The sequence below is a fragment of the Stenotrophomonas sp. STEN031 genome (genome assembly GCF_056759975.1).
Genome location: NZ_JBRREA010000009.1, coordinates 95982 through 119759, shown reverse-complemented (window position 1 = coordinate 119759; position 23778 = coordinate 95982). Strand labels below are relative to the sequence as shown.

The 23778-nt window shown below is 64.0% G+C and carries 21 protein-coding genes, 6 tRNA genes and 1 riboswitch; of the genes, 19 read left to right on the top strand and 8 right to left on the bottom strand.

Annotated elements, in window-relative coordinates:
• Positions 1-19: 19 nt before the first annotated feature.
• The 8 genes from kdsB to ACVOLQ_RS06435 all read left to right on the top strand — a co-directional run bounded on the left by kdsB (position 20) and on the right by ACVOLQ_RS06435 (position 5552).
• Positions 20-793 carry a 3-deoxy-manno-octulosonate cytidylyltransferase gene (kdsB, locus tag ACVOLQ_RS06470; protein WP_481527493.1) on the top strand — a complete coding sequence of 258 codons (774 nt, stop codon included), beginning with the start codon at positions 20-22 and terminating at the stop codon, positions 791-793.
• Positions 790-1281: a low molecular weight protein-tyrosine-phosphatase gene (locus ACVOLQ_RS06465; RefSeq protein WP_481527492.1), complete on the top strand. Its 492-nt coding sequence runs from the start codon at positions 790-792 to the stop codon at positions 1279-1281. The genes kdsB and ACVOLQ_RS06465 overlap by 4 nt, the downstream gene beginning before the upstream one ends.
• Complete coding sequence (locus ACVOLQ_RS06460) at positions 1278-2693, top strand: hypothetical protein (protein ID WP_481527491.1); 1416 nt, start codon at positions 1278-1280, stop codon at positions 2691-2693. Before ACVOLQ_RS06465 ends, ACVOLQ_RS06460 begins: the two co-directional genes overlap by 4 nt.
• Positions 2690-4537 (top strand): excinuclease ABC subunit UvrC, encoded by a 1848-nt coding sequence (gene uvrC, locus ACVOLQ_RS06455; protein ID WP_481527490.1) that lies wholly within the window; start codon positions 2690-2692, stop codon positions 4535-4537. Before ACVOLQ_RS06460 ends, uvrC begins: the two co-directional genes overlap by 4 nt.
• 7 nt (positions 4538-4544) lie before the next feature.
• On the top strand, positions 4545-5159 hold the full coding sequence (gene pgsA, locus ACVOLQ_RS06450; protein WP_313173618.1) for a CDP-diacylglycerol--glycerol-3-phosphate 3-phosphatidyltransferase: 615 nt from the start codon (positions 4545-4547) through the stop codon (positions 5157-5159).
• Positions 5160-5207: 48 nt separating this feature from the next.
• Positions 5208-5283 (top strand) — tRNA-Gly (locus ACVOLQ_RS06445).
• Positions 5284-5343: 60 nt separating this feature from the next.
• Positions 5344-5419, top strand: a tRNA-Gly gene (locus tag ACVOLQ_RS06440).
• A 57-nt stretch (positions 5420-5476) separates the two neighbouring features.
• Positions 5477-5552, top strand: a tRNA-Gly gene (locus ACVOLQ_RS06435).
• Between the two features lie 133 nt (positions 5553-5685).
• Here the strand turns inward: ACVOLQ_RS06435 and pnuC are convergent.
• The 3 genes from pnuC to ACVOLQ_RS06420 all read right to left on the bottom strand — a co-directional run bounded on the left by pnuC (position 5686) and on the right by ACVOLQ_RS06420 (position 9799).
• Entirely contained in the window at positions 5686-6282 is a 597-nt protein-coding gene (gene pnuC, locus ACVOLQ_RS06430; protein ID WP_481527489.1) for a nicotinamide riboside transporter PnuC, read from the bottom strand.
• Complete coding sequence (locus tag ACVOLQ_RS06425) at positions 6279-8453, bottom strand: TonB-dependent receptor (protein ID WP_481527488.1); 2175 nt, start codon at positions 8451-8453, stop codon at positions 6279-6281. The genes pnuC and ACVOLQ_RS06425 overlap by 4 nt, the downstream gene beginning before the upstream one ends.
• A 70-nt stretch (positions 8454-8523) precedes the next feature.
• Positions 8524-8619: riboswitch (TPP riboswitch) on the bottom strand.
• Between the two features lie 43 nt (positions 8620-8662).
• The gene (locus ACVOLQ_RS06420; protein WP_481527487.1) at positions 8663-9799 is read right to left on the bottom strand and encodes a phosphotransferase enzyme family protein; all 1137 of its coding nucleotides are present in this window, start codon (positions 9797-9799) and stop codon (positions 8663-8665) included.
• A 343-nt stretch (positions 9800-10142) separates the two neighbouring features.
• On the opposite strand from ACVOLQ_RS06420, the gene ACVOLQ_RS06415 reads away from it, so the two are divergent.
• From ACVOLQ_RS06415 to ACVOLQ_RS06405, 3 genes are all read left to right on the top strand, one after another.
• Positions 10143-10218: transfer RNA gene (locus ACVOLQ_RS06415), tRNA-Gly, on the top strand.
• Positions 10219-10290: 72 nt separating this feature from the next.
• Positions 10291-10364 (top strand) — tRNA-Cys (locus tag ACVOLQ_RS06410).
• 491 nt (positions 10365-10855) lie between these two features.
• Positions 10856-11227, top strand: coding sequence for a hypothetical protein (locus ACVOLQ_RS06405; RefSeq protein WP_481527486.1), 372 nt, complete (start codon positions 10856-10858; stop codon positions 11225-11227).
• A 24-nt stretch (positions 11228-11251) separates the two neighbouring features.
• Here ACVOLQ_RS06405 and ACVOLQ_RS06400 read toward each other — a convergent pair whose 3' ends face one another.
• From ACVOLQ_RS06400 to ACVOLQ_RS06390, 3 genes are all read right to left on the bottom strand, one after another.
• Positions 11252-12451 (bottom strand): leucine-rich repeat-containing protein kinase family protein, encoded by a 1200-nt coding sequence (locus ACVOLQ_RS06400; protein WP_481527485.1) that lies wholly within the window; start codon positions 12449-12451, stop codon positions 11252-11254.
• Positions 12452-12656: 205 nt separating this feature from the next.
• Complete coding sequence (locus ACVOLQ_RS06395; RefSeq protein WP_481527484.1) at positions 12657-13739, bottom strand: 4Fe-4S dicluster domain-containing protein; 1083 nt, start codon at positions 13737-13739, stop codon at positions 12657-12659.
• Entirely contained in the window at positions 13736-14023 is a 288-nt protein-coding gene (locus ACVOLQ_RS06390) for a hypothetical protein (RefSeq protein WP_313171387.1), read from the bottom strand. The genes ACVOLQ_RS06395 and ACVOLQ_RS06390 overlap by 4 nt, the downstream gene beginning before the upstream one ends.
• A gap of 181 nt (positions 14024-14204) precedes the next feature.
• On the opposite strand from ACVOLQ_RS06390, the gene ACVOLQ_RS06385 reads away from it, so the two are divergent.
• The 5 genes from ACVOLQ_RS06385 to ACVOLQ_RS06365 all read left to right on the top strand — a co-directional run bounded on the left by ACVOLQ_RS06385 (position 14205) and on the right by ACVOLQ_RS06365 (position 19222).
• Entirely contained in the window at positions 14205-14588 is a 384-nt protein-coding gene (locus ACVOLQ_RS06385) for a group III truncated hemoglobin (RefSeq protein ID WP_481527483.1), read from the top strand.
• Between the two features lie 86 nt (positions 14589-14674).
• A complete protein-coding gene (hemN, locus tag ACVOLQ_RS06380; RefSeq protein WP_481527482.1) occupies positions 14675-16087 on the top strand; it encodes an oxygen-independent coproporphyrinogen III oxidase in 1413 nt (470 codons plus the stop codon).
• Between the two features lie 82 nt (positions 16088-16169).
• Positions 16170-16256: transfer RNA gene (locus ACVOLQ_RS06375), tRNA-Leu, on the top strand.
• Between the two features lie 22 nt (positions 16257-16278).
• On the top strand, positions 16279-17568 hold the full coding sequence (locus tag ACVOLQ_RS06370; RefSeq protein ID WP_481527481.1) for a nucleotide sugar dehydrogenase: 1290 nt from the start codon (positions 16279-16281) through the stop codon (positions 17566-17568).
• Positions 17569-17599: 31 nt separating this feature from the next.
• Positions 17600-19222 carry an FMN-binding glutamate synthase family protein gene (locus tag ACVOLQ_RS06365; RefSeq protein ID WP_481527480.1) on the top strand — a complete coding sequence of 541 codons (1623 nt, stop codon included), beginning with the start codon at positions 17600-17602 and terminating at the stop codon, positions 19220-19222.
• 204 nt (positions 19223-19426) lie between these two features.
• Here ACVOLQ_RS06365 and ACVOLQ_RS06360 read toward each other — a convergent pair whose 3' ends face one another.
• Positions 19427-20656, bottom strand: a complete 1230-nt coding sequence (locus ACVOLQ_RS06360; RefSeq protein WP_481527479.1) for a TIGR03862 family flavoprotein — start codon at positions 20654-20656, stop codon at positions 19427-19429.
• Positions 20640-21071 (bottom strand): FKBP-type peptidyl-prolyl cis-trans isomerase, encoded by a 432-nt coding sequence (locus ACVOLQ_RS06355; RefSeq protein ID WP_481527478.1) that lies wholly within the window; start codon positions 21069-21071, stop codon positions 20640-20642. Before ACVOLQ_RS06355 ends, ACVOLQ_RS06360 begins: the two co-directional genes overlap by 17 nt.
• Before the next feature lie 61 nt (positions 21072-21132).
• Between ACVOLQ_RS06355 and ACVOLQ_RS06350 the strand changes: the two genes are divergently transcribed.
• From ACVOLQ_RS06350 to ACVOLQ_RS06340, 3 genes are all read left to right on the top strand, one after another.
• On the top strand, positions 21133-21498 hold the full coding sequence (locus tag ACVOLQ_RS06350) for a DUF6164 family protein (RefSeq protein WP_481527477.1): 366 nt from the start codon (positions 21133-21135) through the stop codon (positions 21496-21498).
• A 324-nt stretch (positions 21499-21822) separates the two neighbouring features.
• Positions 21823-22578 (top strand): sulfurtransferase, encoded by a 756-nt coding sequence (locus tag ACVOLQ_RS06345; protein ID WP_313171906.1) that lies wholly within the window; start codon positions 21823-21825, stop codon positions 22576-22578.
• Positions 22579-22715: 137 nt separating this feature from the next.
• Positions 22716-23708: an LLM class flavin-dependent oxidoreductase gene (locus ACVOLQ_RS06340; RefSeq protein WP_481527476.1), complete on the top strand. Its 993-nt coding sequence runs from the start codon at positions 22716-22718 to the stop codon at positions 23706-23708.
• Positions 23709-23778: the final 70 nt, after the last annotated feature.

Sequence of the window (23778 nt, the reverse complement as noted above, 5' to 3'; positions counted from 1 at the left end):
TGTGTTGGAAGGAGTTGAAATGAGCGTTGTTCCTGAATTCGTGGTGGCCATTCCGGCGCGCTATGCCTCCACCCGTTTGCCCGGCAAACCCCTGGCGCTGATCGGCGGCGAGCCGATGGTGCTGCATGTGGCGCGCCGTGCGCTGGCGGCGGGCGCGCGCGAAGTCTGGGTGGCCACTGATGATGCGCGTATCGCGCAGGCGGTGGCGGGGCTGCCCGGTATTCATGTTGCGATGACTGACCCGGCACATGCCTCCGGTACTGACCGCCTTGCCGAGTGCGCGCGGCAGGCCGGCTGGGCCGACGATGTGATCGTGGTGAACCTGCAGGGTGATGAGCCGTTCGCCCCGGCGGCGGGAATCCAGGCGGTGGCGGCGATTCTTGCCGACAGCGGTGCGCCGATGTCGACGTTGGCGACCCGGGTGGAAGACGCCCCGACCCTGTTTGATCCCAACGTGGTCAAACTGGTGCGCACCACGCAGGGCGATGCCTTGTATTTCAGTCGTGCGCCGATTCCATGGCATCGTGACGGTTTCGCCCGCAGCCGCGACGTACTGCCATCGGGACAGTGGCTGCGGCATATCGGTATCTACGGTTACAGGGCTGGCTTCCTGCAGCAGTTCGCAGGGATGCCACCCGGTCATCTGGAACAGCTCGAATCGCTGGAGCAACTGCGAGTGCTCGAGGCTGGCTTCCGTATTGCCGTGGGCCTGTCCCCCGCACCGTTCCCACCGGGGATCGATACCCCGGAAGACCTGCAGCGTGCTGATGCGCAGGTGAGGGCAGGGCAGTGAAGTTGCTGGTGGTCTGCCTGGGCAATATCTGCCGGTCGCCGATGGGTGAAGGGATCTTGCATGCGCGGATTGCCGAGGCAGGTCTGGATAGCTGGGTGCAGGTTGATTCGGCCGGGACCTCGGGCCATTGGCATGCCGGACGCGGTCCGGATCCACGGGCCGTTGCCTGTGCCCGCGGCCATGGCGTGGATATCTCGGCACAGCGTGCCCGCCAATTGCTGGCCGAGGATTTCGAGGAATACGACCTGATCCTGTGCGCTGACGACGACAATCTGCGCGATGCCCGGGCATTGGCGCCTGGCGGACTGGAAGCGCGCGCGGTGCTGTGGTTGCCGTGGGCAGGCATCGATGGGGCGGATGGGGTGCCGGATCCCTATTACGGTGATGTGAGAGATTTCGAAACCAGCTGGGCATTGCTCGATGCTGCGGCCCAGGTCACGGTGCGCCGCCTGTCGCGGCGCGACGACTCCGGCATAATCCCTGCATGAACGAAAACCGCGTAACGGAACTGCCCACGTCCGCTATCTGGCTCAATGCAGCGCCTGCGACCTTGCAGGACATGCGTGGTCGCCCGCTGGTACTGGCCTTCGTCAACGGCGCCTCGGTGTGGTGCATGCAGCGGCTGGCCGAAGTCATGCGCTGGCAGGCGCGCAATCCTGGCCGGGTGCAGTTGCTCGTGGTGCAGGTGCCGCGGTTCGAATTCGAACGCGAACCGCAGCATGCGTTGAAGTTGCTGCGTCGGCAGGGCGTCAGCGCGCCGATCGTGCTGGACGCGCAATGGGATGCCTGGCGACGGTTCGAGGTGCAGTCTTGGCCAACCCTGCTGTTGCTCGACGCCTATGGGCAGGAACAGGAGCGCCTGGTCGGCTCGACCGGCGATCTGGAACGGGCCTTGAACAACCTGGGCGAAGGCCAGATGCGGCCGCTCGATGACGATGCCTATGGCATCCGCGAGATCAACGCCGAGCCGCGCCTGCCGCTGCTGTTCCCGGGCGGGCTGGTGGCCACGGCCGATCGTCTTTATGTGGCTGATACCGGTCACCATCGGGTGCTGGAGTGCAATCATGCAGGCCGGGTGTTGCGTCAGTTTGGGCTGGGCAGTGCCGACCTGATCAACGGTGGCGTCGGTGAGGCGGCCTTCAATCGACCGCAGGGCCTGGCCTTGGTGCGCGAGATCCTGTACGTGGCCGATACCGGCAACCACGCCTTGCGCAGTATCAACCTGATCAGTGGCCAGGTGGACACCTTGTGCGGTACCGGCCGTGCCGGTGATCCGCGCGCCGGTGTGCTGGCCCAGCCCTGGGACAGTCCGCTCAATCATCCGGCAGCGGTGGCGGTGGCGGACAACCAGGTCCATATCGCGATGGCGGGTGACAACCATATCTGGAGCTACGACCTGGGCACCCGTGAGCTGCGCTGGCGGGCCGGTGCCGGCGCGGTGGAAGTGCGCGATGGCAGCGGCCATCTGGCCGCGTTCGCGCAGCCCAGCAGCCTGGTCGCGGTGCAGCAGACCTTGTATGTCTGCGACGCGCTCGGCTCGGCAATCCGTTCGGTGCAGCTGCGCGGTGACCTGGTGCAGACCCTGGTCGGGCAGGGGCCGTGGGAGTCGGGCAATGTTGATGGCCCGCGGCTGCGTGCACGCCTGCAGTACCCGTTGGCATTGGCAATGGGGCCGGATTCGCCGCTGCTGTGGATTGCTGATGCCGGCAATGGTTCGCTGCGTACCCTGCGCCTGGGCGGTGGTGACCTGTCCACCGTCAACCTGCCGCGTCGCCTGCATGGCCCCGCCGCGCTGGCGGTGGCCGCCGGGGCGATCTGGATTGCCGAGGCCGACGCGCATGCGGTGCTGCGTTTTGATCCACTCAGCGGTGAACTGAGTGAAGTGCCGATTGAAGGATGACCGACGTCGTTGCCAATGAGTTCGATGGCAAGGCCTTCGCGGCGGCGCTGAGTACCGCGCCTGGTGTGTACCGGATGTACGCTGCCGACGATACCTTGCTGTACGTGGGCAAGGCCGGCGCGCTGCGCAAGCGCGTAGGCAGCTATTTCAACGGCTCGCCGAAGAGCCGGCGCATCATGATGATGCTGTCGCAGGTGGCGCGGATGGATGTCACCGTGACCCGCACCGAGGCCGAAGCACTGCTGCTGGAAAACCAGCTGATCAAGTCGCTGAACCCGCGTTACAACGTGTCGTTGCGTGATGACAAAACCTATCCGCAGGTGTTGCTGACCCGCGAGCAATGGCCACGGATCGCCCTGCATCGCGGTCCGCGTGCGGTGCCCGGGCGCTATTACGGGCCGTATCCGGGCGTCGGCGCGGTGCGTGAAACGCTGAACCTGATGCACAAGCTGTTCAAGTTGCGCAGCTGCGAAGACAGCGTGTTCCGCAACCGCTCGCGGCCCTGCCTGCAGTACCAGATTGGTCGTTGCAGCGCTCCCTGTGTGGAACTGGTGCCACAGGCCGAGTACGACGAATCGGTGCGGCGTGCGGCGATGTTCCTGGAGGGCAAGAGTGACCAGCTCGCCGACGAATTGATGCAGGCCATGCAGCAGGCCAGCGATACGCTGGAGTTCGAGCGTGCCGCGCGGCTGCGTGATCTGGTCGCTTCGTTGCGCAGCATGCAGAACCGCCAGTATGTCGATGGCCGCGCCGCCGATCTGGACGTGCTGGCCTGCGCAACCCAGGGCGCCAGTGCCTGCGTGATGCTGCTGGCCTTCCGTGATGGCCGCAATCTCGGCACGCGCGCGTTCTTCCCGCGCACCAACGGCGAGGACAGTGCCGAAGAGGTGCTGGCCGCGTTTGTCTCGCAGTACTACGTCGAACATGAGCCGCCGGCTGAAGTGCTGCTGGATCGGCAGATTCCAGATGCGGAGATGATCGAGGCCGCGCTCAGTGCGTCGGCCGAGCGCAAGGTTGCCTTGAAGTGGAACGTGCGCGGCGAGCGCGCGGGCTACGTCGAGCTGGCCAGTCGCAACGCGCAGATCACCCTGGTCGCCGAGATGGACAGCGCGGGCGCGCAGCAGGCGCGCAGCGAAGCCGTGCGCGAGATGCTGGGGCTGGCCGAGCCGGTCAAGCGCGTGGAGTGCTTTGATATCAGTCACACCATGGGCGAGGCCACCGTTGCCTCCTGCGTGGTCTTCGATGCTGCGGGCCCGGTACGTGCGCAGTACCGGCGCTACAACATCAACGGCATCGAGCCGGGCGACGATTACGCCGCCATGCGCCAGGCCATCGATCGGCGTTTCCGTCGCGCGGTGGAGGAGGGTGGCGTACTGCCTGACGTGTTGCTGATCGACGGCGGTGCTGGACAGTTGGCGCAGGCACAGGCAGCGCTGGCCGATCTGGGTGTGGAAGGGGTGATGCTGGTGGGTGTGGCCAAGGGAGTTGAACGCCGCGCTGGTCACGAAGCGCTGGTATTGCCTGATGGCCGCGAGCTGCGCCCGGGCGCAGCGTCACCGGCCCTGCAGTTCATCCAGCAGGTGCGCGACGAGGCCCATCGCTTTGCCATCACCGGCCATCGTGGGCGTCGCCAGAAGGCGCGCATGACCAGCAAACTCGAAGATATTCCGGGTATCGGTCCGCGTCGGCGTGCGAGCCTGCTCAAGCATTTCGGCGGCATTGCCGGCCTGAAAGCGGCGGGCGAGGCCGAAATTGCCCGCGTGGAAGGCATCAATGCCGCCCTGGCTGCGCGTATCTACGCTAACCTTCATGGACTGTCGGTACCCGATCCGGCAGCGGAGTAACGTTGTAATGAAATTGACCATCCCCACCTGGCTGACCCTGCTGCGGATCCTGATGATCCCGGTACTGGTGCTGGTGTTCTATCTGCCCTATGCCTGGACCAACTTCGCCTCGGCGGCGATTTTCGGCCTGGCGGCGATCACCGATTGGCTGGATGGTTGGGTGGCGCGGCGTTACCAGCAGCATTCGGCATTTGGTGCCTTCCTTGATCCGGTGGCGGACAAGTTGATGGTGGCAGTGGCCTTGTTCCTGATCGTGCAGGGGCACCCGACGCCGTGGATGGCGTTCTGGGCGGCGGTGATCGTCGGCCGTGAAATCGCGGTCTCGGCGCTGCGCGAATGGATGGCCGAGATCGGCCAGCGCGCCAAGGTGCGGGTAGCGATGATCGGCAAGGTCAAGACCACCGCGCAGATGGTGGCGCTGCTCTGCCTGCTGTACTCGGTGTCGCCCAATACCTCTTACAAAACCATCTGGATGGGCGAGCCGGTTTTCCATATCGGTGACTGGATGCTGGCCATCGCCGCTTTGCTGACTCTGGTGTCTGCGCTGCAGTACCTGCGTGCGGCCTGGCCGAGCCTGCGTGAAGACGAAAAGGCCGCCCGAAATGGTGCAGTCAAAAAGTGAACGGGCTGTTGACACTGCGCCCAATGCATGTAGAATTTCGCCTCCCAAGCGGGAATAGCTCAGTTGGTAGAGCGCAACCTTGCCAAGGTTGAGGTCGCGAGTTCGAGTCTCGTTTCCCGCTCCAGTTTCAAACATCGCACTGTGCGAATGCATGGTTTGATGCGTAAATAGATGTAGCAAGCCTGCGGGAATAGCTCAGTTGGTAGAGCGCAACCTTGCCAAGGTTGAGGTCGCGAGTTCGAGTCTCGTTTCCCGCTCCAGTCTTGCGATACATCTCGAATGTTGGCGCTCTGTTTCGCAGATGCTGCATTCAATCCGCGGGAATAGCTCAGTTGGTAGAGCGCAACCTTGCCAAGGTTGAGGTCGCGAGTTCGAGTCTCGTTTCCCGCTCCAGATAGTGACCAGCAGATTCCATGTGATATCTGCAGGTAAAGAAAAGCCCCTGACGGGGCTTTTTTGTTGTCCGCGATTTACCTTCAGCCAACTGCTGCCGACATCGGCAGCAGTTGACGATGCGTGACGCTGCTCAGCGCGCGCCGTGCGCTGCAGGTTCCGCAGTGGGGGTGTGGGCCGCTGCACTCCATGCACGCAGCCCGATCACGGCAAGACCGAGGAAGAACACGTACAGCGCCGCGGTCACATGCAGTGACTTGAACAGATACGCGCCCACGTACACCACGTCGACCACGATCCACAGCCACCAGGTGGCGGTGTGGCGGCGTGCCTGCCACCACTGTGCAACCAGGCTCAAGCCGGTGAGTATCGCGTCCAGCCACGGCAGTGAGGCATCGGTGAAGCTGTGCATGCCGGCGCCAAGCGCGATGCCGCCGAACAGGCCGATGCCCAGGTCACGCAGCATCTTGCTGCGTGACAGGGGCACGATACGCACGCTGCCTTCGTCGGCGGTGTGGCGACGCCAGTTGATCCAGCCATAGACCAGGAAAACGGCGAAGGCGAGTTGCAGCAGCGTGTCCGAATACAGCTTGGCTTCGGCGAATACCAGTGCATACAGCGCCACCGACAACAGGCCGACCGGCCAGGCGACCATCCGCCGTTGCGCCATCAGCCAGACGCCGAGGATGCTGCATAGCGCGGCCGACCATTCGAGCGCGGCGCTGCTCACAGCGCGACGCTCACCGATACGCGTGCCTGCCGCGGTGCGCCCGGGAACAGGTAGTAATCGCCCATGCTGCTGCCGGTGTCACGCCAGTAGAAGCGGTTGAAGAGGTTGTCGACCGACAGGTTCCAGGCCATCGCATGGCCTTGCAGCTGATGCTGGAAGCGCAGGCCGGCGTCGAATACGTTGTAGCTCGGTGCACGTACCGTGCCATCAGCGCGCGCGGTATTGGCCGAGGCGTAGCGCCAGCCGCCGGTCAGGTCCAGCCCTTCAACGAAGGGCAGGGCATAGCTCAGGTGCACGCTGCTCCGCAGCTTGGGTACGTTGACCAGTTGGTGGCCTTCGTAGTTCGGCGTGCCGGTGTTGCGCGCACGTGCCTGCATTACGCTGGCGCTGGCGACAACCTGCAATGCATCGGTGAGCTGGCCGTTGGCGGTCAGTTCCAGGCCGATGTGGGCCTGCTTGCCTTGCTCGACGAAGGTGTAGCCGACGTCGCTGTCGTCGGGCTTTGCGTACTGGTAGGGCTGGGTGGTGCGGAACAGTGCCGCGCCCAGCGTCAGCTGCTCGGTGCTGGAATACTTCACGCCGATTTCGAGTTGTCGCGACTGCACTGCCGGCAGGAAGGTATCGGCGTTGGCGGTCCAGAACGGTGCTTCCTGGCCCAGCGAGATGCCTTCGACATAGCTGGCATAGGCACTGATGCTGTCGTTGGCCTTCCACATCACGGCGGTCTGCGGCAGGAAGCGCGACAGGCGGCTGCGACGTTGCGGGTTGCCGCGCTTGTCGTAGGCGCGTTCGTCCAGGCGCACGTAGCGGCCGCCAGCCAACCATTGCCAATCTTCATTGAGCTGGATGCGATCCAGTGCGAAGAGGGCGGTCTGGCGGCTGTCGAGGCGGCGTGCGGATGCGCCGGGTATCAGCGGCGAGGGTTCGAATACGGGCAGCTGCTTGTCGTGGATATTGACCGTGCCGACGTATTCGTTGACGTTGCGGCGCTTGTCCACGGTGCGGCGGAACTGGTCCGCACCCACGGTCAGCTGATGGCCGATGCTGCCGGTGTCGAAGCTGCCGCGCAGCTCGGCGCGCAGCTCCTGGTTGCGGCGGGTATCGTCCGGGCTGCGGTAGTCATAGATGTCGTAGTCGCCGTTGGGGGCGAAGTAATTGCCCGGCACGCTGCCATCGGCACATTCGGCGGCGTAGTAGCAGCCATAGGCGAAGGCGACGTTGTCATCGATCACCGTGCGGCTGTGGCTGACGGCAACGCGGGATTGCCAGTTGGCGTTGAAATCGTAGGTGTGCAGTGCGGTGATATTGGTGCTGGCAATGCCAACCGGCTGCTGCCACGGCTGGTAGCCAAGCAGCTGCTCACGGTCCACGCCGGTCGGCAATTTGCTCGCGCCCAGCAACTGGTAGCCTGAGGCCGAGCGCTGCGCGCTGGTCTGGTAGTTGGCATCGACTTCGAGCTTGCCGCGCTCGCCGATCAGCCAGTCGCTCGCCAGCGAATAGAAATTGCGGCGGCCATCGGCATGTTCGATATAGGAATTGCTGTCGTCCCAGGCGGCGTTGAAGCGCAGGCCGATGCGCGGGGTCAGCCAATGACCGACGTCGATGGCGGCATAGCGCGAGCCTTTGTTGTCGGTGCCCAGGGTGACGGTGCGTACTTCGGTCGGCCGCTTGCCGACGTAGTTGATGATGCCGCCCGGCGCCATCACGCCGGCCGCCAGGCCAGCTTCGCCCTTGAGCACTTCCACTGACTGCAGGTTCTCCAGTGCCAGACGCTGTTCGCCGGCTATCGACATGCCGTTGAAGCGGTAGCCGGTGGCGGTGTCCAGCGCGAAGCCGCGGATGGCGACGTTCTGGTAGTAACCGACCGGGGCATAGGCATCGCCGAGCGAGGCGTCATTGCTGGCCAGCTCGGACAGCGAGCGCACCTGCTGATGGTCGAGGAAGTCGCGGTCCAGCACGTTCATCGAGGCCGGTGTGCTTTTCCAGTCGCCGCTGCCGAAGCTGTTGACGCGGGCGTTGTCCGCTTCCGGCTGACGGGCCTGCACGCGTACGGCGGCCAGCTCCGTTGGGGAATGTTCAACAACGGCATCAAGCCCGGTGTCGCTGGCGTACAGCGGCAGGGCGGTGCTCAGGGCGAGGGACAACAAGGTGGGGCGCAGGCAGCGGTTCATTCGATTCGTCTTCATACAAGCCAGGGAGACGAAGCGAAGGCGCGCATGCACAGCGCCGGCGAGGGCGCTGCGACTGCTGCTCAAAGCTCCCTACGCCGGTGCAAACCGGATCAGGTTCCAAGGGACTCTCTCAGCCTGGCAAATCCAGGCACCCCCGCTTCAGGGCGCCATTTCACTACAAATGCGAATGATTTGCGAGTCGGGCTGCTTCAGGCGGCGGCGTGCAGGGCCTGCAGCAAGGTTTGGCCGTGGTGGCTGGCGAACCATTCGGGGTGGCCGAGCATGAATGGCTGCCAGGCGACATCAGCATTGGCGGTGGAACCGGTGATGCCTTCGAAATACTCCACTTCGGACAGTGCAAAGTCGAAATGCACCATCGGCAGCAGGTCGGCCAGCAGGTGTACGCGCTCGGCTGACAAGGGCAGTACCTCGCGGTAACCGTCGAGCAAGGCCAATGCGATATCGATGCGTACCGCCTCGGCGCCGCGCTCCAGTTCCAGCCATGCGATGGCGTTGCGTTCGATGGCCGTCGCCAGATCGAACAGCGCGCTGGTAGGGGAGGCCAGGCCAAAATCGAGCACGGCGCTGACCTGGATCGCGTTCTCGCCATGCCCCCACAGCAGGTTGGAGACATGCCAATCGTTGTGCGCCCACAGCGGAGGTTCGGCCTGCAGGCGCGCGGATAGTCCGGTATGCCAGGGCAGGACGCTGCGCTGCAGTTGTTGCTCCCAGGGAATGCGGGCCAGATAGCGGGCAAGCCCGGGGCGGTTGTGCAGGTCGGCCTTGAGCGCGGCGATTGGGTCCTCGGCGCGGATCAGTTCATCGCGGGCGACCAGCAGATGGGTGCTGCGCTGGGGCGCGTGATAACTGGCCGAAGCGCGGTGCAGGGTGGCCAGCATGCGACCGGCAGCGCGCGCGCGTTCGACTTCGGTCAGCAGCGTCCACGACGGGGCGTCGCGGTACAGGTCCTGGCCCACGGCCAAGGCGTGCAGCTCGTAGGTCCAGTCGCCATGTTCGATGGCGGTTGCGCCGTGCTGGTTGCGCAGGAGTTCGGCAACCGGAACCCCTGCATTGGCGAGGTGGGTGATGAACCGGTGCTCCTCCTGCAGACAGGCGGCTGTACGGACCAAGCGATGATGCCGTTTGATGAAGACCTTGCCGTACGGGCCGGAGGCAATCGCGGCGGCCGACATCGGTCGCGGACTATGCCAAAGCAGGGCGCTGCCGGCATCCAGCTGCGGGTAGTGATCACATAGCCAGGCCAGTTCAGCCGCATCGATGGCGGGCCAGTCAGCGGCCACTTCATCATTGTTGAGGCCTTGCACGCGGTGTGATTGCTGGGTCATCGGAACAGGCTGGGGCAGGTGATGCGGCGGAGGCGCGATGGTACGCCAGCCCCGCCCAAGCTGCAGGCAGCACACACATGTAGTGCCGAGCCATGCTCGGCAAGGGCTTTACCAGCGTAAAGCTCCCCTCACCCCAACCCCTCTCCCGCAAGCGGGGGAGGGGCTAAAACCGTTGTGCCGAGCAATCCTCGGATGGGTACTTTCCCGTAAACGCCCCAGCCGAGAATGGCGGGGCTCTACAGGGATTGCAGAGCCGACGAAGACAGCCATCCAGCCTATGTGAAAGGAATTGTTAAAAAGCGCTGGCGCACCCCTGCCGAAGTCTGTATGATTCGCCCACACCGCGGGAATAGCTCAGTTGGTAGAGCGCAACCTTGCCAAGGTTGAGGTCGCGAGTTCGAGTCTCGTTTCCCGCTCCAAATTGGAAAGGGCCCCCTCAGTGGGGTCTTTTCATGTCGAGGTGATGTTGTGCTTCGACGACGCAGTTGTTTGGCCTGGTAGCAGAGTGGTTATGCAGCGGATTGCAAATCCGCGTACGCCGGTTCGATTCCGACCCAGGCCTCCAAGTAAAAAGCAAAAAGCCCTGAGAAATCAGGGCTTTTTTGTTTTCGGCCATTTGCACCGAAATCCCGGGGAGACCTGTTGAAGCGTGTGGGCTTATCCGCCACTCGCGTTCACGTGGCAAACCCGTGGGGGCATGCGTGCACTGCGTGTACCTGGGTTTGAGCGGCGACATCGTTTGTGCGGTTTGCTTGCCCAGCGCTATGCCTGCAAGCGGGAGTTGAGCGTGTGCGGCGTGGTTTGTTGGGCGCAGGCACTTCGGTCTATAGCACCTACGTTTGTCGACCTTCCGTAACTTAATGGCAAGCCAACTGAGAGTTTTCCGGTTCGTGGTATCCGCGGAACTCGGTAGGCATCAGTCCGCCAAGGTTGTCGAAGGGCTCTCGGCTTTGCATGGACGCGCCTATCCAAGCGGTCGTACGATGTCCGCTTGAAGTTGCCGGGGCATATGATTGTTTCCAGGATCTCAGTGAAGGCAGTTCAGTAGAGAACACCATGAAAGTGATTTTTGCTGTGTTGATCTTCAGCTGTTGCTCGCAATCAGTTCTCGCCCAAGAAATGGGGCTGTTGCCTCGTGCAGAGGATATCGCGACGGTGATTTCGTCTGAGCTCTCCAGGCAGGCAGAGCGGTCCCTGCCTGTCTTGTCCGCGCGCATCGATGTCGTTGACGCAAAGGCGCTGAAGCACGACTGTTCGCTGGTCTCACCGGGATTGGTCGACTGCATGGCGTCAGGGAGTTTTGATGGCTTCCTGTATCTGGATGGAAGTGCCACTTCCGTAGCGCCGAGAGTTTTCGAAGTGAGGCAAAAGCTTCGTCTCAGCATGATTGAAGGGGTCTGGGCTCTGGTGGATGGCGAGGAGGTTTAGCGCGCGACCGCTCCTTGCCGCCGCTCAGCTGCTTGTGCGCGCTGCGATCTCGGCCTCGAGGTGGGCAAATGCACGCCACTCGATGGCTTGCAGCAGTGCGCGATCTGCCGGTGGCAGGGTGTTGCTCAACATGGCTGCACCGAAGTCGCTCAAAACTGCTTCGCCGGTGGCCGGGTTCCACAGAATGTTGTGTGCATACAGGTCGCCATGCAGTACGCCGCGCACATGCAGGTGCTTCAGCGCGCCACGGACGCAGCCCAGCAGCCGCTCGGCAATGGTCGGCGTAAAGCGCGTATCTGCGGCATAGACATCACGCGTGCAACTGGCAAGGCTGGGTGGGCCGGCCAGATTGATGTAGTCCGGGGGGAGCAGGGGCATCGCCACCGCCAGGCGGCCTTCCGGGTGGCCTTCGACCGTTGCCAGCGGTGCAAGCAGGTAGGGATGCCCGGCGGCGGCCAGGCCGGCAGCCAGTTCCGACTGTGGCGTCCCATCGCTGGTAAATGCCGCCTTGAAGACCTTGATGGCCATCGACTGGCCGCTGCGTGTGTGGGTGGCGCGATGGATGTGGCCGCTTGCCCCTTCGCCCAGCAGCGCGCCGATCTCCAGTTCGTCGTAGCGGATGGCGTGGTGATGCGCCTCTGCCAATGCAGTCTGCTCGGCATTTGCAGTCAGTGGATTACCGGCCACCGCCGGCCACGCGAGGTTTGGCAATGCCAGCACGGTCGCGGGAATTTCCTGGAACCGGTTGCTGGCAATGCGCAGCAACTCCAGTGCCTTGCAATTGCCCAGGTCGGGCAAGGTGGCGAGCTGGTTGCAGGAAAGCATCAGTTTCTGCAGCCGCGGCCGCTGTCCCAGCGCAGCGGGCAGTTCAGCCAGCTGGTTGTCGGTGAGGATCAACCAGCGCAGCTGCGCTGGCAGGCTGCGCTCGCTTACCTGGGTAATCGCGCAAGCCTTGAAGCCGACCATCTCCAGCTGCGCGCAGTCGCCCAGCGCCGTAGGCAGTTGCGTAAACGGGTTGTTGGAGCAGAACAGGATGCGCAGCTTGTGCAGCCGCCGCAGGTCTTCAGGCAGTGAGCTGAGCTGGTTGCCGGAGAGGTCCAGTACTTCCAGAGTGTCAGCCAGGGCAAACAGCGCCTGAGGGAACTCGGTGAGGCCAAGGTTGACCAGCCGGACAGCCTGGGCGCCGGCGAGGGCGCCGTTGTTCAGATCTTCAAGGGTATGCATGCGTGGTGAGTGTAACGAGGCCGGCGGCAATGGCCTATGTGGAAGCGGCGCCAGCCGCGAAGCATGCGGATCAGCAGATGACGCTGCTGCCGGGTGTACGGTTGATGCCACTCCCGTTGAGCAGGAGCAGCCCTGTCTCATCGAAGTGAGCAGCATTGCGCGCGGGTAGGCATGCTTCGTGGTGTGCTGTACTCCTTCAAGTCGCTCAAGACAGGCTTGTGGCCGTGAAGGCCGCCAGGCCGATGCACAGCAGCATCAGCCCCGCAAACGCCAACGGCTTGATCCGCCATCCGGATGCGCTGCCGCCTGCTTGGCAGGCCGGGCGGGCGCGATGGATGAGATCCAGGGGGTAGTGTTTGGCGGCCATGGTGTCGTCACAGGCATCCATGCAGTTGCCGCATTCGATGCAGCTGTCCGAGCGACCATTGCGGATATCCAGGCCGATCGGGCAGGCCGCCACGCAGGCGCCGCAATCCGTGCAGTCACCCAGATGGGCCGGGCTGAAGTTGGGCATCGCACCGGCAATGGCGGGGTGCGCGGCGCGGAATACGTAGTCGGCGGCAGTGGTTGCATCAAGCAGGCCGCGGGAGCGATGCAGCACACTGGCGTTGTCCTGATCACGGGGGCCGCGCGGCTCACCGCGTGGCGCGTTGTACTGGATGCTGGGGGTGCGTCCATCGCTGATCAGGCGTTGTACGCGGCTGTAAGGGCACAGGTAACTGCAGACCTGTTCATGCAGATACGCCACGTTGGCCCAGGTCGCCAGGCCGTAAAAAATGATCCAGAAGCATTCCCAGCCGCTGAGCGTGAGCGTGAATACACCATGCACCAGTCCGCCGATTGGGGCGAAGTAGCCGACGAAGCTGATGCCGGTCCATAGCGCGATGGCTGCCCAGAGCGCGTGCCTCAGCGGGGTTCCCAGTGGCTTTGCCCAGCCCTGGAGATCAGTCAGGCGGGTCAGTCTGCGGAACAGGCGGGTCAGTACCGTTTGTGGGCAGGCGTAGGTGCACCACAGGCGACCGTACAGGCTGGTGACAAGGCAGAGCAGGGCCAGTGCTGCCAGCGCCAGCCATAGCAGCGGCAGCGACTGCTCGGGTTGCATCGAGATGCCGGCAATCCGGAACTGGCGCGCATCAATGTCCAGCAGCAGCCAGGGTTTGCCATTCCAGTGCAGCCACGGCAGCCCGTAGAACGCCGCCAGCATCATCGTGGTGGTGAACTGGCGGAGCGTGTCGCGTTTGCGGGCGGTGCCGGCGCAGGCTTCGCCGATGCTGCGCACCGGCTTCATTCGAAGGATTCCTCCGGTTCGCGTGCCGGGCGCAACAGCAGCGCGGTCACGCCGCAGGCGCACAAGGTGCCGGCCCAGAACATGAAGAATCCCAATGAATAGCCCAGTTCGCGGCTGATGACCTGTCGTGGGAAGCTGATCTGCTGCAGTTCCAACGGATCGATGAAGGCAAAGAACAACGCCGACATCACGGCAGCGGTGAAGAAGCTGGGCCAGACCACGGCGCCCAGGCGTTGGATCATCGGCAACGAGCGGCGGGTACTGGAGTCGACAGGGCTGGTCATTGAGGATTCCTGGGGGCCTCGTGGCGAAGGAATAGAATGGGCTGTGGCCACTGTGCGGGATGGCGGCAACTGGTGGCCCGGTGTGCAAGGCTAGGGGCTGTGCCGGTGGGCGTCGTTGATCCTGATCAAGCAGGGCACGGCCGGGTGTAGTCGATTCGGGTTAGGTGACAGGAGGTGTGTGGTGCGGGCTGGGCCGGATGTGTGCACGGAGGAAGAGGTCGAGCTGCTGGTGCGGCGCTTCTACGCGCGGGTGCGCGAGGACGCGGTGCTGGGGCCGATATTCGAAGCGCGGGTGCACGATTGGGAGGCGCACCTGCAACAGCTGGTGGATTTCTGGTCGGCCCTGCTGCGTGGGACCTCGCGCTTCACTGGCGCGCCGATGCCCAAGCATCTGGCTATTCCCGGACTGGAGTGGCCGATGTTCGAGCGTTGGCTGGGCCTGTTCGCGCAGACCACGGCGGAGCTGGGCAATCCGGCGATGCAGGCGCTGGCCGACGAAGCCGCGGCACGGGTTGCCGGTTCCATCTGGCGCCGCTATCACGCCCCATCGTTCCCGATACTCTGAACGGCAGGGCGGTTGGCTCCATTCATGAACGGGCCGAATTGATCTAACTCAAGGCAGGGGTATGCGGGCGCAGGCAAGCTGGCGCCATGAACATGCCGCTGCCGACCTCAAATACCCTGGGCTGGACCTTCGATGCAGACCTGCTGCGCCGGCATGATCGGCCAGGACCGCGCTACACGTCCTATCCAACCGCGCCCCATTTCCATGATGGCTATGGGCAGGCGCAATTCTGTGCGGCGGTGGCGCGCAGCAATGTGGTGGGGCGACCGATGTCGTTGTACGTGCATGTACCGTACTGCAGCAGCCCCTGCTTCTACTGCGGCTGCAACCGCGTCATCAGTCGTGATCGCAGCAAGGGTGAGCGCTACGTCGATCAGCTGTTGGTGGAGGCGGGCGGTTTGGCGCCGCTGTTCGCGCGCGAGCGTGAAGTGGTGCAGCTGCACCTGGGCGGCGGCACGCCCAATTTCCTGGAACCGGCACAGCTGCGCCGCTTGATTGGTGGCTTGCAACAGCTGTTCAACTTCAGCCAGAGCAGCGCACGTGATTTCTCGATCGAGCTGGATCCGCGTTCGGTAAGCGTGGAGGACATCGCTGTGCTGGCAGAGCTGGGATTCAATCGCGCAAGCCTGGGTATCCAGGACTTCGATCCACAGGTGCAGCAGGCGATCAATCGCGTGCAGGCGGTGGATGAAACGATGGCCATCATCCAGGCCTGCCGCGACAACGGCATGCGTTCGGTGAATGTTGACCTTATCTATGGCCTGCCGTTGCAGACGCTGGCCGGCTTCGGCCGAACGCTGGATACCGTGATCGACGCGCGCCCGGACCGGTTGGCGATCTACGGCTATGCGCACCTGCCGCACATGTTCAAGGCGCAGCGGCAGATCCAGGACCGCGACCTGCCTGACCCGGAGCAGAAGCTGGCGCTGCTCGGGCTGGCGGTCGAGCGACTGTCGGCGGCCGGTTATCAGTACATCGGCATGGATCACTTCGCATTGCCGGAAGAAGACCTGTCGCGTGCGCAGCGTGCCGGTAGTCTGCACCGCAATTTCATGGGCTATACCACCCATGCCGACAGCGATTTGTTGGGGCTGGGCGTCAGCGCGATCAGTCATATCGACAGCAGCTACAGCCAGAACCCGCGCGATCTCAAGGATTGGGAAGCAAAGATTGCCGAGGGTGGCGTGCCGGTGTGGCGTGGACTGGAGTTGGACAGCGACGACATGCTGCGCGCGGAGCTCATCCAGCAGCTGATGTGCCATGGCAGCGTGGACGGGCACACGCTGGCGCGACGGCATGGCGTGGATTTCGACAGTTATTTCGCCGAGGAGCTGATCGCCTTGCGGCATTTGCAGGACGACGGCCTGGTCAGCTACGGCGACGGCGTGGTCGCCGCCACCGAGCAGGGACGGCCCTTGCTGCGTTTGATTGCGATGTGCTTTGACCGCTATCTGAAAGCCGCGCAGCAGCCTGCGCGCTATTCGCGCGCCATCGGTTGAGGCCACGGTGGCGGCGGCGTTTGGCGCCGTCGCCAATCTTCGTGATTCACAATTGGGCCGCGATCAGGCACGCTATTGCGATGCCCGGATGGCGAAACTGGTAGACGCATCGGACTTAAAATCCGCCGGCCGCGAGGCCATGCCGGTTCGATTCCGGCTCCGGGCACCAGTTCGCAACCTCAGGGGATGGCATGAGCGCCGAGATCACCGCCGCGGCAGCGCCGCAGATTGCCATCATCGGGCTGGGCTATGTCGGCCTGCCATTGGCAGTCGAGTTCGGCAAGACGCTCGATACCCTGGGGTATGACATCGATACCGCCCGCGTTGCCGAGCTGCAGGCAGGGCACGACCATACGCTGGAGCTGGACGACATCGAGTTGAGTGCGGCGCTACATGCGCGCTATACCGCCGACAAGGCCGAGCTGGTCGCTCGCAATGTGTTCATCGTCACCGTGCCGACGCCGATCGACGCCTACGAGCAGCCGGATCTGGCCCCGCTGCGCAGTGCCAGTGCGTTGATCGCTGGTGTGCTCAAACGCGGTGATCTGGTGATCTACGAATCCACCGTGTATCCGGGTACCACTGAGGAAGTCTGCGTGCCCTTGCTGGAACAGGGTTCCGGGCTGCGTTTCAACGAAGATTTCTATTGCGGCTACAGCCCGGAACGGATCAATCCGGGTGACCGTCAGCGTCGCCTGCCGGATATCAGGAAAATCACCTCCGGTTCCACCCCAGAGGCCGCTGCGGTGGTGGATGCCTTGTACCGGCGCATCATCACCGCCGGCACCTGGCCGGCGTCGTCGTTGCGTGTGGCCGAGGCGGCCAAGGTGGTGGAGAACATCCAGCGTGATGTGAATATCGCACTGGTCAACGAGCTGGCGCTGATCTTCGACAAACTCGGCATCGATACCCTGGATGTATTGGAAGCAGCGGGCACCAAATGGAACTTCCTGCCGTTCCGGCCCGGCATGGTCGGTGGCCATTGCATTGGCGTTGATCCTTACTACCTGCTGCATAAATCCGAGAGCGTGGGTTACCACCCGGATCTGATCCATACCGCGCGACAGGTCAACAACCGTGTGGTGGCGCATGTGGTCAGCCGCGTGCGCGGTTTGCTTGAAGAACGGAACAAGCCGCTGCAGAAGGCGCGCGTGCTGGTGCTTGGGGTGACCTTCAAGGAGGATTGCCCGGACCTGCGCAACAGCCGCGGGCTGGACCTGGTACAGATGCTGGCCGCGGCCGGTGCGCAGGTGGATGCCTTTGATCCCTGGGCCGATCCGCGCAGTGCACATGACATGGGCGATGTGGAACTGGTGAAGGCACCGCAACCCGGTGTTTACGATGCGGTGGTGTTGGCCGTGGCGCATCAACAATTCCGTGCCTTCGACGAAGCGCAGATCCGTGCCCTCGGTGTGCCGGACATGGTGGTCTACGATGTGAAATCAGCCTGGCCGAGGCACCTGGTGGACGACCGGTTGTAGAATCCGCCATCCGTGTAGGTCGAGGACGGTAATGCATCGTTATCTGGTTTATGTGCTGGCGTTGATTCTGCTGCCGGTGTCGTTGGCGCTGGCTACCCATTGGCCTGCCTGGTATTGGGGGGTCGGCCTGTTCGGATTGATGGCCTTGCTGGGCACCTGGGACGTGCTGCAGCGCCGCAGCGTGCTGCGCCGCAACTATCCGGTGTTGGCGCATTTCCGTTACGGCTTTGAATCCATCGGCCCGGAAATCCGCCAGTACTTCGTGCAGAGCGATCTGGAAGACGTGCCGTTCTCGCGCCAGCAGCGCCAGCTGATCTACCAGCGCTCGCGCAACGAGATGGACGTGGTGCCGTTCGGCACCCTGCGCAGCGCCTACGCAGTGGACTACGAATGGATCAACCATTCGTTGTCGCCCACCAGCATCGCCCACCATGACTTCCGTGTGCTGATCGGCCCGGACTGCGCCAAGCCCTATTCGGCCAGTGTGTTCAACATCTCGGCGATGAGCTTTGGGTCCTTGTCGGCCAATGCGATCCGCGCGCTGAACAAGGGCGCCAAGCTGGGCGGCTTCTGCCACGACACCGGCGAAGGTTCCATTTCGCCCTACCACCGCGAGAACGGTGGCGACCTGGTCTGGGAAATCGGTTCGGGCTATTTCGGTTGCCGCGACGAGAACGGCCGCTTCAGCGAGGCGCGTTTCGTCGAGAACGCCAGCTCCGATCAGGTCAAGATGATCGAGATCAAGCTGTCGCAGGGGGCCAAGCCCGGCCACGGTGGTGTGCTGCCGGCGGCCAAGGTCAGCGCCGAGATCGCCGCGACCCGCGGTGTGCCGATGGGCGTGGACTGCGTATCACCTTCCAAGCACTCGGCATTCTCCACACCGATCGAACTGCTGCAGTTCGTCGCCCGTCTGCGTGAGCTGTCCGGCGGCAAGCCGGTGGGTTTCAAGCTGGCCATCGGCCATCCCTGGGAATGGTTTGGCATCGCCAAGGCCATGCAGGAAACCGGGCTGCTGCCCGATTACATCGTCGTTGATGGTGCCGAAGGTGGTACCGGTGCGGCGCCGGCCGAGTTCATCGACCATGTTGGCGTGCCGATGAACGAGGCGCTGATCCTGGTCCATAACACCCTGGTCGGCCTGGGCCTGCGTGACCGTATTCGCCTGGGTGCGGCCGGCAAGGTCACCACGGCCTTCGACATCGCCCGCACCATCGCGCTGGGCGCGGACTGGTGCAATGCCGGACGTGGCTATATGTTCGCGCTGGGCTGCATCCAGTCGCTGAGCTGCCACAACGACAAATGCCCGACCGGCATCGCCACCCAGGACCCGAGCCGCTGGCGTCACCTGGAGCCGGTCGACAAGGGCCAGCGCGTGTTCAATTACCACCAGAACACCATGCGCGCGCTGCGTGACCTGCTGGGTGCGGCTGGCCTGCATGATCCTTCCGAACTGGGCCCGGAGCACATCCTGCGCCGGGTATCGCCGGTGGAGATCCGCTCGTTGGCCAGCCTGTACCGCTATCTCGGGCCGGGCGAATTGTTGAACAAGGTGCCCGAGCACACCGTGTTCCGCGAGTATTGGGCCGAGGCGCGCAGTGATTCGTTCACCCCGCCGGCCCGCATTGCGGCGCTGCGTACCAGCAAGATGCGCTGATCACCGCCAGTTTGTAGGAACGGCGTCAGCCGCGAAGCCCGCAGCGATGAAACTGCGGGCTTTTTTGTGGTCGGATTGATTTTCAGCTTTGCGGCTGACGCCGCTGCTGCAAGGGGCGACGTTACCGGCAAGGCCCTTGCCGACCATGGGTCGGCACTACGGGGCGGCGTTATCGGTGAGGCCGCTGCCGAGCATGGCTCGGCACTACAGCCAGCGGATTACACCTTCTGCGGCGCGCAGGCCGCTGGCATAGCAGGCGGTCAGCAGGTAGCCGCCGGTGGGGGCTTCCCAATCCAGCATCTCACCCGCGCAGAAAACGCCTGGCTGGGCGGTGAGCATCAGTCCGTCATCCATCGCTTCCAGCCGCACGCCACCGGCTGTGCTGATGGTTTCGGCCATCGGGCGTGGCCGCAGCAACTTCAAGGGCAAGCGCTTGAGCGTGCGTGCGACGGCTGCCAGATCATTGCCGGCATCCTTGCCCAGTACTTCAAACAACAACCCGGCCTTGGCGGCGTCCAAACCGGCAGCGCGGCGCAGGTGCTCGCCAAAGCTGCGGCCCTTGCGTGAGCGCCCCAGGTCGGCGAGCAAGCGTGCTTCGTCGCGGCCGGGCACCAGATCCAGCTCCAATGTCACCGCGCCGTCGCGATTGAGGGTTTCGCGCAGATCGGCGACCAGCGCGTATATCAGGCTGCCTTCAATGCCGTACTGACTGACCACGCATTCGCCCTGCAGCGACTGCGCGCACCCTTGCAGATCGGTCCAGTGCGCAACCACCGGTTTGATCGGTGCACCGGCATGGCGGTCGCGGAAATGGGCAGTCCAATCAATGTCGAAGCCGCAGTTGGCTGGCTGTAGAGGTGCCGTATCTACGCCGCGTTGCTGCAGTACCGGCATCCAACTGCCGTCGGAGCCCAGCTCCGGCCAGCTACCGCCCCCCAGTGCCAATACCGTGGCATCGGTGCGAACAGCGATTTCGCCATCGGCGGTGGCCATGCGCAGGCTGCCGTCCGGGTTCCAGCCCAGCCAACGGTGCTGCACGTGGAAACGCACGCCTTGTTCCTTCAGCCGGCGCACCCAGCCGCGCAGCAGCGGCGCGGCTTTGCGGTCCACGGGGAACACGCGACCGGAACTGCCGACATAGGTTTCCACGCCAAGACCCTGCGCCCAACGGCGAAGCGCATCGGCATCAAAGCCGTCCAGCCAGGTCGCTACGGCGGACTGGCGTTCGCGGTAACGGCTGTCGAACAGCGGGCGCGGGTCGGAATGGGTAAGGTTGAGCCCGCCCTTGCCGGCGATCAGGAACTTGCGCCCGGGCGAGCCCTTGGCCTCGTACAGGTTGACCGCCACCCCGGCCGCGCGAAGGCGTTCGGCGGCGAACAGGCCGGCCGGGCCGCCGCCAATGACGGCAACCGTCTTGTCAGCGAGGTTTGACATCAAGCAGTTCTACATCGAAGACCAATGAGGAACCGGCCGGGATCGGGCCAACGCCGCGATTGCCATAGCCATACTCGGCCGGGATCATCAGGGTGCGCTTGCCGCCAACCTTCATGCCGGCGACGCCTTCGTCCCAGCCGCGGATGACCTGCTTGTCGCCCAGGTTGAAGCTGAACGGCTCGCCGCGGTCCACCGAGCTGTCGAACTTCTCGCCGTGCTTGTCGGGTTTGCGCTCGTCGTAGATCCAGCCGGTGTAATGCACGCTGACCTTGCTGCCGGCCACTGCTTCAGCCCCCGTGCCGGGCAGGGTGTCGATCTGCTCGAACTTGGCAATGGTGCCGCCCGGAGGCGGGCCCGGCGGGGTGCAGCCGGCGGCCAACAGCGACAGCAGCAGCGGGATGAACAGACGGCGCATGGCGCGCTCCGTTGGAAAAGGGCGTGCAGGGTAGCGCATCGCTGCCGGGTATCATGGCGGCATGGCCAAATTGCTGCTCAATCTACGTAATGTCGGCGACGACGAAAGCGCCGAGGTCGGCGAACTGCTCGACCGCAACGGCATCGCCTGGTACCGCACCGAAGCCAGCCCCTGGGGCATTTCCAGTGGCGGCATCTGGCTGCGCGACAACGACGACCAGCCCCGCGCGAAGGCCTTGATGGCGACCTATCAGGCTGAACGCGGGCAACGGGTGCGTGAAGAGCGGGAGGCGGCGCTGCGTGATGGCAGTGCCGAGACGTTCGGTTCGATGCTGCGGAGCCGGCCGTTGTTCGTGATGGCGGTGCTGCTGGGCATGGTGGTTGTCTCGGCCCTGGTGTTGCTGCCGTATTTCCTGCTGCGGGGGTGATTGCTCTCAGCTCCCTGCCTTGCTCCGCAGGGGTAGGGGAGGGTTAGGGGGGGCTTTTGGGTCTTTCGGGCATTGCCAGCTTCGCGGCTTACGCCGCTCCTACAAATCCCGTTCACGTATCGGCGGAGGCTTCACCTGTAGTGCCGACCCATGGTCGGCTGAGGCTTGACCGGGAACGCCCTTGCCGAGCATGGCTCGGCACTACACTCCCTCCCTTTGCCACAGGCAAGGGGAGGGGTTGTTTTTGGGCCTTTCAGGCGCTGCCAGCTTCGCGGCTAACGCCGCTCCTACAACGGCTGGGGGCCGCTCGTTTAAACTATGCCCATGATCGTCAATACCGCTGCCTACCTCTTCGTCCCGCTGGCTGATGCCGAAGCCTTGACCGCCACCTTGCATGAACGCGCAAAGGCGCTGGAGCTGCGCGGCACCATCCTGATCGCCGAAGAAGGCATCAACCTGTTCCTGGCCGGTAGCAGCGAAAGCATTGATGGCTTCTACAGCCAGCTCAAGGCCGATGCGCGCTTCGCCGACATGCGCATCAAGTACAGCCACAGCCAGATGCAGCCGTTCGCCAGGCTGAAGGCCAAGTTCAAGCCGGAAATCATCAGCTTCCGCCGTGACGATGGCCAGCCGCTGGATTACCCGCGCGCGCCCAGCGTGGCCCCGGCCACCGTGCAGCGTTGGCTGCGGCAAGGCCACGATGATGACGGCAAGCGCGTGGTGATGCTGGATACCCGCAACTGGCAGGAGTTCGCCCACGGCACCTTTGCGGGGGCGTTGACCCTGCCGATCGCCAAGTTCACCGATCTGCCGGCCGCACTGGAGCCGCACCGCGAGTCGCTGGCCGATGCCACTGTGGTCAGCTTCTGCACCGGCGGCATCCGCTGTGAGAAGGCAGCGCTGTGGATGCAGAACGATGGCATGCACAACGTGCTGCAGCTGGAAGGTGGCATCCTCGGTTACTTCGAGGAGGTCGGTGGTGAAGGCTATGACGGCCGCTGTTTCGTGTTTGATGAACGCGTGGCGCTGGATGCGCAGCTGCAGCCGCTGGTGGATCGGCAGGACGACGTCCAGGCCTGATCCAGGCCAAGGACCACGCCCACACCCACGCTCGGATGGGGGCGTGGGAAACAGTGTCCCGGCGCGCGCCGTGTTGCGCGCATGGAGAATGCAGGGACCAGCCCCATGTCCTTTGCATCGTCCATGGAGACCGCAGAATGATTCCCCTTTCCATCCTTGATCTGGCCCCGGTCTGCGAGGGTTCAACCCCGCAGCAGGCCTTCGCCAACATGCTGGAATTGGCCCAGCATGCCGACCGCTGGGGCTATCACCGCTATTGGCTGGCCGAGCACCACAACATGCCGGGCATCGCCAGCGCGGCAACCTCGGTGCTGATCGGGCACGTGGCCAGCGGCACCTCGCGGATCCGTGTGGGTGCCGGTGGGGTGATGTTGCCCAACCATTCGCCGTTACAGGTGGCCGAGCAGTTCGGCACGCTGGCGTCGTTGTATCCGGATCGCATTGATCTCGGTCTGGGGCGCGCACCTGGTACCGACCAGCCGACTGCGCGCGCATTGCGTCGCTATTTCGACAGCGCCGACCAGTTCCCGGAGGATGTGGCCGAACTGTTGCATTACTTTGCACCGGTGCAGCCGGGGCAGTCGGTACAGGCCGTGCCCGGTGGTGGCATTGCGGTGCCGGTGTGGTTGCTGGGCTCCAGTCTGTTCAGTGCGCGTTTGGCGGCGGCGATGGGCCTGCCGTTCGCGTTCGCCTCGCACTTCGCCCCGGATGCCATGGATGAGGCGCTGGCGCTGTATCGCCGCGATTTCCGTCCTTCCGAGCACTTGCAGGCGCCTTACGCGATTCTGGCGTTGAATGTGGTTGCCAGTGATTCGGAGGCCGAATCCAAGCGCCTGTTCACCAGCCAGCAGCAGGCATTCGTCAATCTGCGACGCGGTACGCCGGGACGAATTCCGGCACCGGTGGATGACATCGAAGCGTTCTGGGCGCCGCATGAGAAGGCCGGTGTCGAACGTGCGCTGGCCTGCAGCATCGTCGGTGATGCGGCACAGGTGGCCGAAGGGCTGGTGGCCTTCGTCGAGCGCCATCGTCCGGATGAAATGATGTTGGCCGCCAATATCTACGATCCGGCCGCGCGGTTGCGTTCGTTCGACCTGGCCATGCAGGCCTGGCAGCGGGTGGCGGCGTAAGCCGTTTGCCCCCTCCCTTTCGCGCAGCGAAGGGGAGGGCTGGGGAGGGGTGATTTTTTGGCTGTAAAGC